10 protein-coding genes and 1 pseudogene are annotated in these 15,501 nt (G+C 53.6%); 9 read left to right on the top strand and 2 right to left on the bottom strand.

Annotation, left to right across the window (positions count from 1 at the left end):
- Nucleotides 1-5: 5 nt before the first annotated feature.
- From LPB67_RS12595 to LPB67_RS12635, 9 genes and pseudogenes are all read left to right on the top strand, one after another.
- Nucleotides 6-1,937: a polysaccharide biosynthesis protein gene (locus tag LPB67_RS12595; protein ID WP_262837609.1), complete on the top strand. Its 1,932-nt coding sequence runs from the start codon at nt 6-8 to the stop codon at nt 1,935-1,937.
- A 17-nt stretch (nt 1,938-1,954) separates the two neighbouring features.
- Nucleotides 1,955-3,331 carry a phosphomannomutase/phosphoglucomutase gene (locus LPB67_RS12600; protein ID WP_262837610.1) on the top strand — a complete coding sequence of 459 codons (1,377 nt, stop codon included), beginning with the start codon at nt 1,955-1,957 and terminating at the stop codon, nt 3,329-3,331.
- Between the two features lie 211 nt (nt 3,332-3,542).
- Entirely contained in the window at nt 3,543-4,538 is a 996-nt protein-coding gene (gene waaC / locus LPB67_RS12605) for a lipopolysaccharide heptosyltransferase I (RefSeq protein WP_262837611.1), read from the top strand.
- A 642-nt stretch (nt 4,539-5,180) separates the two neighbouring features.
- A complete protein-coding gene (locus tag LPB67_RS12610) occupies nt 5,181-6,083 on the top strand; it encodes a DMT family transporter (RefSeq protein ID WP_262837612.1) in 903 nt (300 codons plus the stop codon).
- Between the two features lie 12 nt (nt 6,084-6,095).
- Nucleotides 6,096-7,376: a lipid IV(A) 3-deoxy-D-manno-octulosonic acid transferase gene (gene waaA / locus LPB67_RS12615; protein ID WP_262837613.1), complete on the top strand. Its 1,281-nt coding sequence runs from the start codon at nt 6,096-6,098 to the stop codon at nt 7,374-7,376.
- Between the two features lie 223 nt (nt 7,377-7,599).
- A pseudogene (locus tag LPB67_RS12620) lies at nt 7,600-9,009 on the top strand (adenosylcobalamin-dependent ribonucleoside-diphosphate reductase); the annotation flags it as partial.
- 96 nt (nt 9,010-9,105) lie between these two features.
- Entirely contained in the window at nt 9,106-11,271 is a 2,166-nt protein-coding gene (locus LPB67_RS12625) for a hypothetical protein (RefSeq protein WP_262837614.1), read from the top strand.
- 2 nt (nt 11,272-11,273) lie between these two features.
- Nucleotides 11,274-13,400: a hypothetical protein gene (locus LPB67_RS12630; protein ID WP_262837615.1), complete on the top strand. Its 2,127-nt coding sequence runs from the start codon at nt 11,274-11,276 to the stop codon at nt 13,398-13,400.
- Nucleotides 13,393-14,376: an ATP-binding protein gene (locus LPB67_RS12635; protein ID WP_262837616.1), complete on the top strand. Its 984-nt coding sequence runs from the start codon at nt 13,393-13,395 to the stop codon at nt 14,374-14,376. Before LPB67_RS12630 ends, LPB67_RS12635 begins: the two co-directional genes overlap by 8 nt.
- A 259-nt stretch (nt 14,377-14,635) precedes the next feature.
- Here LPB67_RS12635 and LPB67_RS12640 read toward each other — a convergent pair whose 3' ends face one another.
- Together LPB67_RS12640 and LPB67_RS12645 are read right to left on the bottom strand one after the other, a co-directional pair.
- The gene (locus tag LPB67_RS12640) at nt 14,636-15,229 is read right to left on the bottom strand and encodes a hypothetical protein (protein ID WP_262837617.1); all 594 of its coding nucleotides are present in this window, start codon (nt 15,227-15,229) and stop codon (nt 14,636-14,638) included.
- Nucleotides 15,230-15,330: 101 nt separating this feature from the next.
- On the bottom strand, nt 15,331-15,492 hold the full coding sequence (locus tag LPB67_RS12645; RefSeq protein ID WP_262837618.1) for a hypothetical protein: 162 nt from the start codon (nt 15,490-15,492) through the stop codon (nt 15,331-15,333).
- Between the last annotated feature and the right edge of the window lie 9 nt (nt 15,493-15,501).

Here is a 15,501-nt window from a genome sequence, read left to right on the forward strand (position 1 = left end):
ATCGCATGCAATTTCTTCTCGCCTTACCCCGTCTGAAAAAGCAAGCCATTGCCGCGCTGGCCGATGCCGTCTGCCTGCCTCTGACCTTTATCCTGGCGATCTGGCTGCGTTATGACGGCCTGAGTATCGACGTGCTATCGCATTACGCGATCCTGATCATAGCCGTGCCGCTGGTATCGATTCCGACCTTTATCCGCATCGGCTTGTATCGCGCCGTAATCCGCTATCTGGACCAGAAAATTATTTACATCGTGGTGCTGGGCGTCACGATGTCCGTTCTCTTTTTGGCGTTCATCAGCGTGATGACCCACATCATGGCGCTGTCCCGTGCGGTGTTTGGCATCTATTGGGCTGGCGCGATTTTGTATGTCGGGGCGAGCCGCTTGCTGGCCCGTACCTATTTACTGGGTTTCAATCGTAACGACGATGCCATCAAGGTAGCCATCTACGGCGCGGGCAAAGCCGGTGTGCAACTGGCGACCGCCTTGCGCTCCAGTGATGAGTATGCCTGCGTTGCCTTCATCGATGACAATGTCAACGTGCAAGGCTCGCTGATCGGCGGTATCAAAGTCAGCCCGGCGCAGGCGCTGCATAAATTAATTCCCCAATACGAGATCAAGGAAATCCTGCTGGCGATGCCGTCGATTTCTAAAACGCGGCAAAAACAGGTGCTCGACGAACTCGAGCAATACAAACTTAAAATCAAAGTCACGCCGTCGATCAAGAGTTTGCTGAATGGCGAGTTGCGCGTGCAAGATGTGCGTGAAGTCGGGATTGAAGATTTACTCGGACGCGATGCGGTCGAGCCGGATACCCGCTTGCTGGCAACCTGCATCACCGATAAGAAAGTCCTGGTCAGCGGCGCCGGCGGATCGATCGGCTCCGAGCTGTGCCGTCAAATTTTAAACCAGCAGCCGACGCAACTCCTTTTGCTGGATATGTCCGAGTACGCTTTGTATGCGATTGAACATGAGCTGAGCAGCCTGTGTGCTGCGATGAATTCGCGCTGTGAGATTCTGCCCTTTCTCGGCTCTATCCACGATAGCGCGAAGCTAGACAAGATTTTTCAGACCTACCGGATCGATACGGTGTATCACGCCGCCGCGTATAAACATGTGCCGCTGGTCGAGCACAATCCTATCGAAGGCATACGCAATAATGTATTCGGCACCTTGCGCCTGGCAGAAGCGGCGATCAAGGCTGAGGTGAAAAATTTCGTGCTGATCTCCACCGACAAGGCTGTGCGTCCCACCAATGTCATGGGTGCCACCAAACGTCTGGCGGAACTGATTTTGCAAGCCTGCGCGCGCAAACAGACAAGCACCCAATTCTGCATGGTGCGCTTTGGCAATGTGCTCGGCTCATCCGGTTCGGTGGTCCCGCTGTTCCGTCGCCAGATCATGCAAGGCGGCCCGATTACCCTGACGCATCCTGAGATCACGCGCTATTTCATGACGATACCGGAAGCCGCCCAATTGGTCTTGCAAGCCGGCGCCATGACGACTGAAGGCGGCGGTGATGTGTTCGTGCTCGATATGGGTGAACCAATACGCATCATCGATCTGGCGCGCCGCATGGTGCATCTGAGCGGACTCGAGGTGAAATGCGATGCGACGCCCGACGGCACCATAGAAATCCATCACGTCGGCTTGCGCCCCGGCGAAAAGCTGTATGAAGAATTGCTGATTGGCGACAACGTCGAACGCACCACTCATCCCCTGATCATGCGGGCGCAAGAAAAAGAAATTCCGTGGAGCGAACTGCACAACTTATTGCAGCAACTCGATGCCGCCTGCGCCGCATTCCAGTACGAGCAAGTGCGTAGCCTCTTGCTAAAAACGGTGGCAGAATACGAGCCACAATGCGGTATCGAAGATTTTTTATGGCAAGCCCAGCACTATCAGCACACCCAGCACACCAGCGAAACGATTCAATAAAGAAATAGAAAGCCATCATGTCCCTACTCTCTCCCAGCATCTTTAAAGCCTACGACATCCGCGGCATCATCGGTAAAACCCTGGATGCCGATGTGGCATATTTAATCGGCCAGGCCTTCGGTAGCGCCGCGCTTGCCAAAGGCGAGCAAAGCGTCATCATCGGGCGCGACGGCCGCCTGTCCGGTCCGGACCTGATCAAGGCGCTGGCCAGCGGCCTGCAAGCGACCGGCGTGCATGTGATTGACCTCGGCATCGTCGCTACCCCTATGGTGTATTTTGCGACCAATACTCTGGGCGCGGCGTCCGGCATCATGGTCACCGGCAGCCACAATCCGCCTGACTACAACGGCTTCAAAATGGTGCTGGCGGGCGAGGCGATTTACGGCGATGCGATCCAGGCTCTCTACCAGACGATTCTGAGCAAAGACTTCAAGCAAGGCAGCGGCAGCTATAAGACGCATGACATCAAGGCCGCGTATCTGCAACGCATCATCGGCGACGTCAAACTGGCGCGCCCGCTCAAGATTGCGATCGATTGCGGCAACGGGGTGGCCGGTGCGTTCGCGGGCGAGCTGTACCGCGGCATGGGTTGCGAAGTGACCGAATTATTCTGCGAAGTCGATGGCAATTTCCCGAATCACCATCCCGACCCGGCTCATCCGGAGAACCTGCAAGACCTGATCCGCGCCCTGCAAACCAGCGATGCTGAAATCGGCCTGGCATTTGACGGCGACGGCGACCGGCTCGGTGTGGTGACCAAAGATGGCCAAATCATTTACCCGGACCGTCAATTGATGCTGTTCGCCGAAGAGGTGCTCGCCCGCAATCCCGGTGCCCAGATTCTGTACGACGTCAAATGCACGCGCCACATTTCGGCATGGGTCAAAGCGCGCGGCGGCGTGCCGCTGATGTGGAAAACCGGCCATTCATTGGTCAAGGCGAAGCTGCGCGAAACCGGCTCGCCGCTCGGCGGCGAAATGAGCGGCCACATCTTTTTCAAAGATCGCTGGTACGGTTTTGACGACGGCATGTACGCCGGTGCACGCTTGCTGGAAATTCTCAGCAAAGTCAGCGACATGACAGCCACGCTGAATAGCCTGCCGCAATCCGACAGCACGCCGGAACTGCAATTGCAACTCAGCGAAGGCGAGAATTTCGCCATCATCGCGCAGATGCAAAAGAACGCGAATTTCCCCGGTGCCGACGAAATCATCACGATCGACGGCCTGCGTGTCGAATACCCGGACGGCTTTGGTCTGGCGCGTTCATCCAACACCACGCCGGTGATCGTGATGCGCTTCGAAGCGGAAAATCCAGCCGCCCTGGCACGCATCCAGGCGGCATTAAAGCAAGCGGTACTGGCAGTGAAACCGGATGCCCGATTGCCGTATTGATCGCCCTGGTGCTACCACTGACTGCACGATGAAGGTCAGGTGATTCCTGCCTGCAAAGGAATCGCCTGCTTTTTATTGACATGCGAAATATAAAACATACTCCTACCCAGTAATTTTTAAATCCGCATTATTGATAAGCGGAATCGACGATATCTTATAAATTTATTGGGGAGTATATGCATTCACCTTCTTATCAAGCGATCTCGTTGCTGTGAAAATCCTGCTTATCCGCGTCTCCTCGCTGGGCGATGTCTTGCACAATATGCCGGTGGTGCATGATCTGCTGCGCCGCTTTCCAGGCGCGCAAATCGATTGGGTGGTGGAAGAAGCCTATGTGCATCTGGTGCAACTCCATCCTGGCGTGCAGCGGATTTTTCCGTTCGCATTGCGACGCTGGCGCAAGAGCCTGTTCAGCCAACCGACGCGCCAGGAAATCCGTCATTTCTTCAGCCAGTTACGCGCTCAGGAATACGACCTGGTGCTCGACACCCAGGGCTTGCTGAAGACCGGCATCATCATGGGCATGGCACGCATCACAGCAACCGGTAAAAAAGTCGGCCTCGCAAATGGCACTGAAGGTTCCGGCTACGAAGGGATGTCGAGGATCTTCCACACCGACAGCGTCGCGGTGGATAGCCGCACCCATGCGGTCTTGCGCGGCCGCCTGGTCGCGGCGCATGCGAGCGGCTATGCAGTCGATACGCCCGCCAGTTTCGGCCTGCAAGCGCTTTACAGCGCATCGCAAACCCGCCCGGCATGGATGCCGGGACAGCCTTACGCCGTGTTCTTCCACGGTAGCGCAGGCGCCTCCAAAAAATGGCCCGGAGAAAACTGGCTACAGATTGCCAAGATCTTACAAGCTGACGGCCTGCCCATCCTGCTGCCCTGGGGCAATCCCGCAGAAAAAGCCGAGGCAGAGCAGATGGCGGCGCAGATGCCGAACGCCATCGTGTTACCGCAACTGTCGATGCAAGACGCCATCATCCTGGCGCAGGCCGCCCGCATCGCAATCGGCGTCGATACCGGCCTGACCCACATCGCCGCCGCCTATGAAACCCCGACCATAGAAATTTATTGCGACTCGCCGCGCTGGAAAACCGAGGGCAACTGGTCCAACAAGATCAGGAATCTGGGGGATCAAGGGCAGCCCGCCAGTGTCGCGGAAGTCACGCAGGCAATCCATGAGTTGCTGCTACAAACAGCCTGATGACACTGATTTATTCATCCGGAAATTCAATAAGACCAAAGATTTGACGTATTGGGCGTCCAAGCGAAAATAGCGTTATCCGTAAAACGCATCATTCCTGCCTGCTTTTAGCAGGAATCCAGTGGCGTTGCTGGCGCAACGAGAGATAACGACAGACACTGGCCTCCTGCCTTCGCAGGAGTGACGAAGTGAGAACTAAATTGAATAGGACTTACGCAAAAACCAAACCTCTCACCACAGAGACTCGGAGACACAGAGAAAAGGCAAGAGAAGAAAGGCACTGTGGCGTTTCGATATTCAAATGGACCCGCAAGCTGGGTGCGCTTGTTGGCACGAAATGCCGCTGAAAGCCGCATCCAGCATGCGGGTTCAATGTACGTTTTGTAAGCAGCGTGTCGTTTTGCGTAAGTCCTGTTGAATTTATTACCCTATTTAATTGCCAGATCAATCGCTTAGACCTAGGTCTTAAGACGCCAGAAGCATGCGCCTCCTGGAACAAGATGAAGCCGGTACCCGCATCCATGCTGGATATCGAATTTCACCATAAAACAGATTTCGGCCCCAGTCGCCAGCCCACCCCTGTTTTAAGGTATATTCCAGCCTTGCCTTCGTTTCCGAAGAGGAAGTTTTTCCTCGTTTCTGATGATCTCCACTCGTAAAAATCTCGATGGCTTTGCTGTCGCTATCATGGTCTTGCTGTGCCTTTGCTGGGGCTTGCAGCAGGTTGCCATCAAAATCGCCGCACCGGTGCTGAGTTCCAGCATGCAACTCGGCTTGCGCTCCGCGATTGCTGCATTATTGGTCATGGCCGTGATACTGGTGCGCCGCATCCCATTTTCTTTGCGGGACGGCAGTTTATTGCCGGGCATCGCGGCAGGCGTGTTGTTCGCGGTCGAGTTCGTGTGTATCTCTATCGGCTTGAATTACACCTCGGCCTCGCATATGTCGGTATTCCTGTACACCGCGCCGATCTTTACGGTAATGGGCTTGCATTGGCTGATCCCTGCTGAACGCATGCAGGCCAGTCAGTGGCTGGGGATCGTCTCGGCTTTCCTGGGAGTGGCGATTGCTTTTTCGGCGGCATTTCAGAGCGATGCGCATGCGCTGGGCGAAATGCTGATCGGCGATGCCCTGGGTATCCTCGGCGGCATCTTGTGGGCAGCCACCACGGTGGTGATCCGCCGCTCCAAATTGTCTGAGGCACAGCCGACCACCACCTTGCTGTATCAGTTGGCGGGAGCCGCCGTCTTGCTGCTCTTGTTCTCGGGGGTGAAGGGCGAATTCCATTTGCAGGCCTGGGATGCCCGTATCTGGATCAATTTATTCTTTCAATCAGTGGTGATTGCGTTTGCCAGTTATCTGACCTGGTTCTGGCTGTTGCGCCGTTATCTGGCCTCGCGCTTATCGGTATTCTCGTTTTTGACGCCTTTATTCGGCGTCGCTGCGGGCGTTCTGTTCTTGCATGACCCTATCAGTCCGCGCTTTGTGATTGGAGCGACGCTGGTCCTGGCCGGGATTGTGTTGGTCAATTTTCGCCGGAACTGATACCCTGCCGCCATGCGCCTTCTTTATACTTTTGTCTGGATCCTGTCCCTGCCTGTCGTTCTGTTGCGACTATGGATGCGGGGCCGTCAGGAACCTGGCTATCGCCAGCACATTAGCGAACGTCTCGGCTTTTATCCTGCTTATCCACAGCAAAAAACCCTGTGGGTGCATGCCGTATCCGCTGGCGAAACCCGCGCTGCCGAGCCGCTGATACGCGCCCTGCTGGCACGCTATCCGCAGCAGCATCTGATCTTGAGCCATATGACGCCGACCGGCCGCACTACCGGCGCACTCTTGTTTGCCGATGTCTCCGGGCGGATTACGCAGGTGTTTGTGCCTTACGACATCACTTGGATGATCAAACGCTTTTTGCGCCATTTCTCGCCATCTGTCTGCGTCTTGATCGAAACCGAAGTCTGGCCCAATCTGGTGGCGCAATGCCAGCACTTTGCCGTACCGGTCGCGCTGGTGAATGCACGGCTGTCAGAGAAATCCTTAAAAAAAGCCCTGAAACTATCCTCCTTGATTTTGCCCGCGGCCCAGGCGATTACTTGCGTGGCAGCGCAATCCGGCCCCGATGCAGCACGCTTGCAAAGCCTGGGCGTGCATACGCTGGAGATTACCGGCAACATGAAATTCGATGTGACGCCGCCCGAGCATATGGCAGAACGCGGCGCACGTCTGCGGCACTGGCTCGGCGACCGGCAAATTTTCTTGTGCGCCAGCACCCGTGATGGCGAAGAAGAATTACTGTTGAATGCCTTTGTCGCCAATCGCAAAGCCAATACCCTGCTGGTCATCACACCGCGCCATCCGCAACGCTTTGAGCAGGTTGCCGCGATGTTGGCGCAGCATCAACTCAGCTTCGTCCGCCGCTCAGCGATGGACCTGGATGCCGGCGAAAACCCGCTGCCGGCGTCCGTGGACGTGGTGCTCGGCGACAGCATGGGCGAGATGTATATGTATTACGCGGCATGCGACCTAGCATTTGTCGGCGGCAGCCTGGTCAATCTCGGCGGCCATAATCTGATCGAAGCCTGCGCCATGGCGAAGCCGGTCATGACAGGACCGTATACCTTTAATTTTTCAGAAATCACCGAGCAAGCCATCGCGGCGCAAGCCGCATTGCGGATCGCCAATCCCGATCAGCTGTTTCAACAGGCCTGGTCATTGCTTGATGAACAGGCAACCCTGCGCAACATGGGGCAAAACGCCCATAGCTTCTTCCTGCAGCACCAGGGTGCAACCAGCAGAACCATGAATATGCTGGAAGATGTGATACGGATCGGTTAGAATCCGCCTCCTTCGACGCCACTCTCAATTTTATTGCACCGGGCCAAAGCAGATTTTTTTCCGGGGTCTATAATAAGACTTAGCTTTGTGCCCGGCTTTTCTGCTGCAGGTTTTATCCTCAATTTATTTACCAGACGGCAAGTAAAATATTTGCCTTCCAGACAATTTCTCAACAGTCATCGCAACCACAATGACTGCCCAGGAAGAACGGACTATCCATCACATGAACGCCAACGACAAAATACTCGGCATCACAGAAATGCCGCCGCAAGAAATCTCTCTCGACGTTTTGCTCGAAAAATATGCCAAAGGCGATGAATCGACCATCCTCGAAGTCCAGCAACGCGTAGCGAAGGCATTAGCCTCGGTAGAAGGCGCAGATTTCCACGGCTATTACGAAGAAAAATTCTTGTGGGCGCAGCAACACGGCTTCGTCCCGGCCGGTCGTATCAATTCTGCGGCCGGTATGGATCTGCACGCCACGCTGATCAATTGCTTCGTGCAACCTGTCGGCGACTCGGTGTCCAGCACCACGAATGGCAAACCCGGCATCTACACCGCCTTGTCCGATGCTGCAGAAACCATGCGTCGCGGCGGCGGCGTCGGTTACGATTTTTCCACGATACGGCCAAAAGATTCATTGGTGCGCGGCACGCGTTCGCGCGCATCCGGCCCGGTCTCGTTTATGCAGGTGTTCAATGCATCCTGCTCGACGGTGGAATCGGCCGGTGCGCGCCGTGGCGCGCAAATGGGAGTGTTGCGCGGCGATCATCCTGATATTCTGGAATTCATCCGCTCCAAGGACCAAGGCGGCCTGACCAACTTCAATATCTCGATTGGTGTCACCGACGAATTTATGGAGGCGGTCGCCAACGACAGCGATTATTGCCTGGTACACAAAGCCGAACCTGGCGATGAGAAAAAAGAGGCCGGTGCCTATCAACGCGAAGACGGCATCTGGGTGCACCAGACCGTGCGGGCGCGCGCGCTATGGGATGAGGTCATGCGCTCAACCTACGATCACGCCGAGCCTGGTATCTTGTTCTTGTCACGCATGAATACCGAGAACAATCTGTACTACTGCGAAAAAATCGAAGCCACCAATCCTTGTGCAGAACAACCGCTGCCAGATTACGGCTGCTGCTGCCTGGGCTCGATCAATCTGACCAGGTTTGTGACTGCGCCTTTCTCGGATGCTGTGAGTTTTGATTACGAGCAATTTAAAGCCGTCGTCGGCATCGCAATTCGCATGCTGGATAATGTCCTGGAAGCGACTGCCTGGCCATTGCCGCAACAGCAGGCAGAAGCGCAATCCAAGCGTCGTATCGGCCTGGGTTATCTCGGCATCGGCAGCACGCTGGTCATGATGGGCCTGCGTTACGATTCCGACGAAGGTCGCGCCGTCGCGCAAAAAATTTCCGAAGTCATGCGCGATGCCGCGTATCTGGCCTCATCCGAACTCGCCAAGGAAAAAGACGCGTTTCCTTTATTCGACAGCGACAAATATTTGGCAGGCCCGTTCGCCCAGCGCCTGCCAAAAAATATCCGCACAGCGATTGCCAAGAATGGCCTGCGCAATTCCCATCTGCTGTCAATCGCGCCGACGGGTACGATTACCCTCGCCTTTGCAGAATTTACTATATCCCATCAAACAGTTGACTACGGCTTTTTTTGCCTGCAGTATCGAGAATGACAAATGTTTATTAATTGGTTTCACTGAGAAACGCAAATGGGAACAAAAAGTAAGCCCCCAGTAGAAATCGATTTCACTTGTGGCGGCACAGAGGTACCGCCTCAGGACGGGTTGCCGCTGTTCAAGCGATACATAGACATCCAAGGTCAACAGCAGGGACAGCGAACACTTACTCGCTTATTCCTGACCATACCCTCTGATGAAGATATAGCTGATACGGTCAGACTGAAAAAATCCAAACAGTTCGAACTTGACGTCATAGCGGCAAAGATGCCGTACTTCAACAGTAGTGTAAAAACCAACTCCCCGCTTTTACAGCACTGCAAGGCTTTGGGATTCTCGGATTCCTTCGCTATCGAACTTGTAAGACTGATTATCAACCATCTACAACATAAACATCTTGCAAACGGTTCGGTATCGCAGAGAATTTTAGCATTGCGAGAATTTGTGGAATTCCTCGCCACCCAGCGCCAAAAGCCCGTAACGCTGGCTGACATCGACAAAGGCATTTGGAAGGAATTTTTGGCTGTCATGCAAGCCGATAAGCGGACGAGTGCAAAATTTATTTTCAATTACTCACGCGCACCTTTTGTCGCCTATGAGCCGACTTCCCAGACCGGTTGGCTCGCGAGCCTTCCTTTCCGAAAAAGCCGACGTGCCAAGCCTTCACCAGAACACAGCTCGGAATTGGCGGAAACAAGGGATTACTCCGATGTCGTCATGTATCAACTGCTCTCCTTATTCGTCTACGAATTCGATCGGCGTATTGCATACTTGAAGCGTTATGAACGAATTACCGAAGCAGATATGCCCAAGGACTGGCTTTACCCCGGCCTCCGAGGGCGTCAAGGCAAAGGGCATTCGATCGACACCGGTAAATTGTTGCGCGAGTGGCTGCGCGATGAAGAACGTGGTTATCAAGTTCTTATTGATCACCACCTCATGCATCACAAGACAGGAGTTATCAAAGAGAATCAGTCTGGAAGGCTCATAGGTGGTCTTAAGAGCGCGCTGCCGTCATTGCGTCTTAATGGAGACGATGAAACAAAAGAACTGGTATCCAAATTCCAGGCAGAAATGGGTCGTCGTCATGGTTACAAACATGCAAGCGGTAAGCTGACTTTTCTCAGTTTCTACTTGAAAAAGAAAACACCGACCGAGGCCAACGGAGTCATAAACCAAATTGGGTGGTGTTTAGCTAATTTGGTGATGATGCAAACAGGCATTAACAAGGAGGTCGTCTTGACCATTCCTTCCAAGGCCGAGGATGGAAGGTCGATCCTTACGCGAGGTGACACAATCTTTGTCAAGAAGGACAGTACTGAAACCGAGATCAATCTGTACGGAACTAAAGCGCGGACCGGGAACTCACCACTAAAAGTCATCCCAGTGATCATCGTAAAGGGTAGTCCACTTTACGAAATGCTGATCGATTATGAGCGATACCTCAAGGTCGGGGATGGCCCCTTTTTTGAATTCGACAAACCTTTCACAGGCGCTTGGTGCACGGCCGGCCAAGCCGGACGCAATCTTTGGGAGATATATCCGGTGATCGACGAAAGCGACCAGCAACTTTCGAGCATCGACAGCACCAAGTTTCGCAAAGTCTTTACATCTGGGCAACTGCTGGACCGGATGAAAAATATCAAGGATATGAACGAATTGGCTGAAATGCTGCGGGATGACTTGAACCACGGAAATCTGGATACAACGCTTTCCAACTACATCATGAAGTCGACCGTCGGTCGTAGCGTAATAGACATTGCCATCGCGACGATCACTGGACAAAAGTTGAATGAACTGAAGTGCAAAAGTAAGATCGAAAGCAGTAAGACAATCCCGTTCAAGAAGAAAGTCTTTCTATGTCACTGTGCTGACCCCCAAAACCCGAGCCACGAGGTGGCGATTGCCGATGAATGTCGCCATTACGATCTTTGCCTAGGCTGTGAGCAGAGCATCATCACAAAAGAACATCTGCCCTACGTTTGCCTGCGAATCCTCCAGTACCAGGCCGAGCAACAAAAAGACCCAATCATCTGGCCGGCGCTATTCGAGGACAAGTGGTGCATCGCCCATGATGCCTTAGCCCGCTACATCGAGAAAGACAAAAAGAATGGGCGGCAGCTTGTTGATCAGGCGTGGATTGCAGCGCATCAAGGGCGCGTATCCCTGCCACCAATCATCGCCCCGAACAGGATGTGACCATGAAAAACACTCTAAAAATTGATACCGCTTCCATCGTCAAACTTCAAGGCGGGAAGATTTCGCCTGCGGACTTGGCGAAGTCTCAGTGGGCGCTGATACACGACTTGGAGCGTCAATACAAAGGCAAAACAGTCCATGGAACAAATTGCAAATTCGAAGACGATAGATGGTTCAGTACAGATAATCCAGGTACAGGCTCGCGCACTGGCATCAATTGGAGACTTCTTGAAACTAGTGAAGCAGCACTGCAAGTCTTAACCAAAGCGTTTCTATTTGATGCTATCTCTGACAGAGATCTTGAGGTCGGGACGGCAATGGGGAAACTCGGTCGACTCAAGAACAGCATAATTCCGCTAATCGGCAACAAAAAACTACTTGTAGGAAAGGATGGCAGTGTCCTCCTTGGCTTGAGTCACCTAACCGATGAAGATCTGATGGTCATGCTGGATATTCAATTAGTATCGCAAAAAACAGAATCTCAATTCATCAACAATTGCACTGAGGTTGCTGCTTTCCTTATGTTTGCCACTCACGTCGCTGAGCAGGTTCCGGTGTATCAAATCCACGCCCGCCTGCCTTGGAAAAGGTCTGGTGATTCGATAACAAAATGGGTAAAGAAAAGGGCCGTCGACCTCAGCGTGACATTCTCGACAGCAGAAGGGTTTGAACCGTTGCCTACGGAGACCGTGCAGCCGTTGGTTGAGAACTCATTGAAGCTGATTGATGATCACTTCGATCACTTCGTCGCGATTACGCCGATCGTGGCCCAGCACTTTCACGATGTCAAATACAAAAGGGCGATCGTGATTGGCTTGCTTCAAAAGTACGAACCGATCTTTGGCCACATCATGGCCACACCCGACATCAGCGGAATATCCAAGACAAGGCTAATAGCCGGACGCATATTCCGTTGGTTGCGCGATCTGCTTTATCTTGCGCGTGGGGCGTGCGTAAATGTCATCCTTCTGACGACCGGGCTGCGCAACGTCGACGTGCGCGGGCTGCAAGTTAGCGCCTGCAGTGCGAGTGGACGGATCGATATGCTCTTCTACTTGCGAGCGGATATCCAGAAAACCAACAACGTGATCATCCTTCCAGTCCCTGACCAGACTAGCAAGGCAATCCGTTTGCTTGAAAAAATCAAGTTTACCGAATCAACGTACTTGATTGACGCAGGGACTTTCCACTTAGACCGTAACGCACGTGCCACTGCTGACGTAAAGAGAGGTACCGACGACGAAGTCGAAACACGACACTATTACGGAGACTCGCTGAACCTCATCATTCGAAACTTTGCAGCGCACTTCAACATCCCCTTTATTAGCCCAACCACCGGAGGCCCCTACTCCGCACACTGCTACCGCACGACCGTTGCGGGATGGTTGGGCTCTGCCTCCAACCTGTCGCTCCTCCTCGTGCGCCGGCTATTCGGCCACAGCAACAATGTTATGCCGACCGTCTACCTCCAAAACAACCTAGCGTTCGTTGCGGAACGCGAAGCTCAAAAGGTAAGTGCTTTCGCCGAAACGGCCCGCTCAATGGGACTCGCCGCATCGCAGGGACGGCTGGCCGGAATCAAGGGCGAACAACTGGAGCGCGGATACCAAGCGCACAAATCCCGTATGGAAGCAGGAAAGCAGAAATCGCACTCGCTGAGCGATGCGGAAATTCTGAAGTCATTTATTGAACTTCTCGAACAGAGAATCAGTAGCGGCTCTGTGTGCGCCTTCCTGACGCCGTTTGGTGTGCAGTGCATGAGGAACCCGTCCGACACCAGCCAGCCACCATGCGCGAAACGTGCAAACCGTGACAAGACCCAAGATATTGACCCCGAAATCCTCAAACACGTCTCCGACATCAATCCGCAGCAATGCATCGGCATAAGCTGCACCGAAGCCGTGCTCGGCCCTTGGTCGACTTCCGTTCTCGAAACATTGAACTGGTATCGCGCTCTGCTAAGTCACCAGCTCGGCGATGCATTTACCGAAGAACACTTCGTAGAAAGTGCAAAGCAGTTCATCCAACAGTACCGGGCGCCGCTCAGAAAAGTTTTTGGCATCGCCGCGTTGTTGAACGATCCTGAGTCAACGCCCAACGGTGAGAAACCGGTACTGAAAAATGTCTGACGAAAAGCGCACGCACAAACAGCGCCTCGCCAAACTGAGAGAAATCTTCGGCAGGCGGCAGGAAGTCGCCCGTCAGTCCGGCAAGAAGCATGACGTATCGATTGCAAAGATATGCACCGATGCTGGCGTCGACAAAGTCTATTTGCATGGCTTCCGGCTCAAGGAAGATTCACCGGATAGGGCTGAATACATCGCCTTCAGAGAGGAAGTCCTTGAGTTCCAAAAGAACCTAGGCGCGGGCGTTGAGCAGTCGGACGACAAGAGACAACTTGAAGAACTGAAAAAGCGATACACCACATTGTTGAGTGACTGCGAACCATTACAACGGGAATTGGCGTATTACAAGGCCCAGTCCTCGAATGATGGCGGTGAGCTGGATCACAACCGGCAGCGGATGACCCAGCTGCTCGCCAAAGTGGCCGAACTGGAAAACACCATTGCAAATACACCGAAGCAGGGTAAGGTCGCGGCCGCGATAGCGGCCCGCATTCAGAAGCACGTTGTCTCTCCGGATAATTTCCGAACTACCGGCGGGAGGTACAAGTTGGGCTCGAAGGCTTTGGAAAACGAGGCATGGGGAAATGCCTATAGGAAGTTGGAAGAACTGCTCTCTCGCAAGCTCAAAATGCGCCTCTATGTCTTGGTAGGTTTGCCTTGCTCGGGTAAGAGCACTTGGGCAGAGGAAGGGACTGTTGCGACAGACCGCCACCCCGTCATCTTTGACGCCATGAATCTATCGAACGTTGATAGATACCGTTTCGTTCACTCGCTTTCCCGATTCAACGACTTGCCAAAGGTCTGTGTCTATTTGGATACCGACATGGAGGTCATTCGCGAGCGTAACCGCACATTACGCACAGCGGGCAAGCAGATGACCGACGACGATCTGACGGTGCACCATTCCAAGCTCGAAAAGCCCGATCCCTACGAGGAGAGATGGATCGATGAACTCATTGTCGTACGCGATCATAGATAAGCAAGCCATAGGAAATACCTGAGTGGTATAGCTGGAGGCATTGCTTCAAGAATTGATCAGTCAGGATGTTATTGGAAAATTAAAGAACCGCAATACGGTGCTCATATTGAGCGGCTAATGGGGAACTCCCTGCCGTCGTACATGACGTACATGACGCCTGTGAAAAATTTCATACTTTTTCCTGATAAGGTCGGTTGAGTCTTTGCAAGGAAAAGCTACGCACTGGCCGATCGGCACGTGATCGGCTCCACACTGTGACTTAGGGCGATTTCTTGCGTGGGACTGTCAGCGTTTTTGTGTGTTCCTTGTGTTCCGGAATCGGCGCAGTTTCGAGCGGCTTTTTGTCAGCATCCTTGATGGCTATCTCGATCAGCTTTCCGGTTTCGGCGAGCATCGATTTTTTCCATGCCGCCCAATCGCCAGATCGAACATGCTGCGTTTCGGCTTCAGGCGCTGCCGCTAACAATTTTTCGTGGCGCAGGACTGCGACCAGAAAACCGGCGTTATTGCTGCTGCGACCGACGAAAGCCTCCTTGAAGGTTTTTGATGGAAAGGGCTTGGCAGATGTGGACGCGTCCAGGCACGCATCGATCTTCGTCATGTCCACGTGCTCTTTGCTAAAGTAGCCACCGCCCTTGTTGCCGGTGATGGCGATGAAAAGTTGTTGGCGGTCATTGTCGGCGAATACGTTGTAGTTGATGCTGCCTTCGGCGCGTGCGCCCAACTTGGGGGCCGTGCCGTCCTTGAGCAGCCAGAGCGATTGCAGGCTGGCGGCGTCCGGCGCAGCCGTGTCGGCGGGCGTCAATGATTCGGTAATCGTCGGCGACGTATCCGTGGGGTTTGTTTTTGTCATGTTGATCTCGTGTTGTATGTCGATGCTTCAGAAAATAAAAATCCCCATGACTTTGCGGTCATAGGGATTCAAGTGGATTGGGGCGAGGTGTTACTGGTCGGTCAGCGCCGGTACTTGAGCGAGAAGGCCAGATCGAGGCTGCGCGGTAGCAAGGTCTGTTTGATAACGATTGCGCCTGCATTGTTGCTTCGCGTGCTGGTCGAACGTGTATTGGCGTTCTTGCTTGACCACTGCCAGGTCGGTTTTGCCGTGATGTCTATCATTGGTGGGAT

Source organism: Undibacterium sp. Jales W-56, assembly GCF_025548535.1.
In the GTDB taxonomy this organism is placed as follows: Bacteria; Pseudomonadota; Gammaproteobacteria; order Burkholderiales; family Burkholderiaceae_D; genus Undibacterium.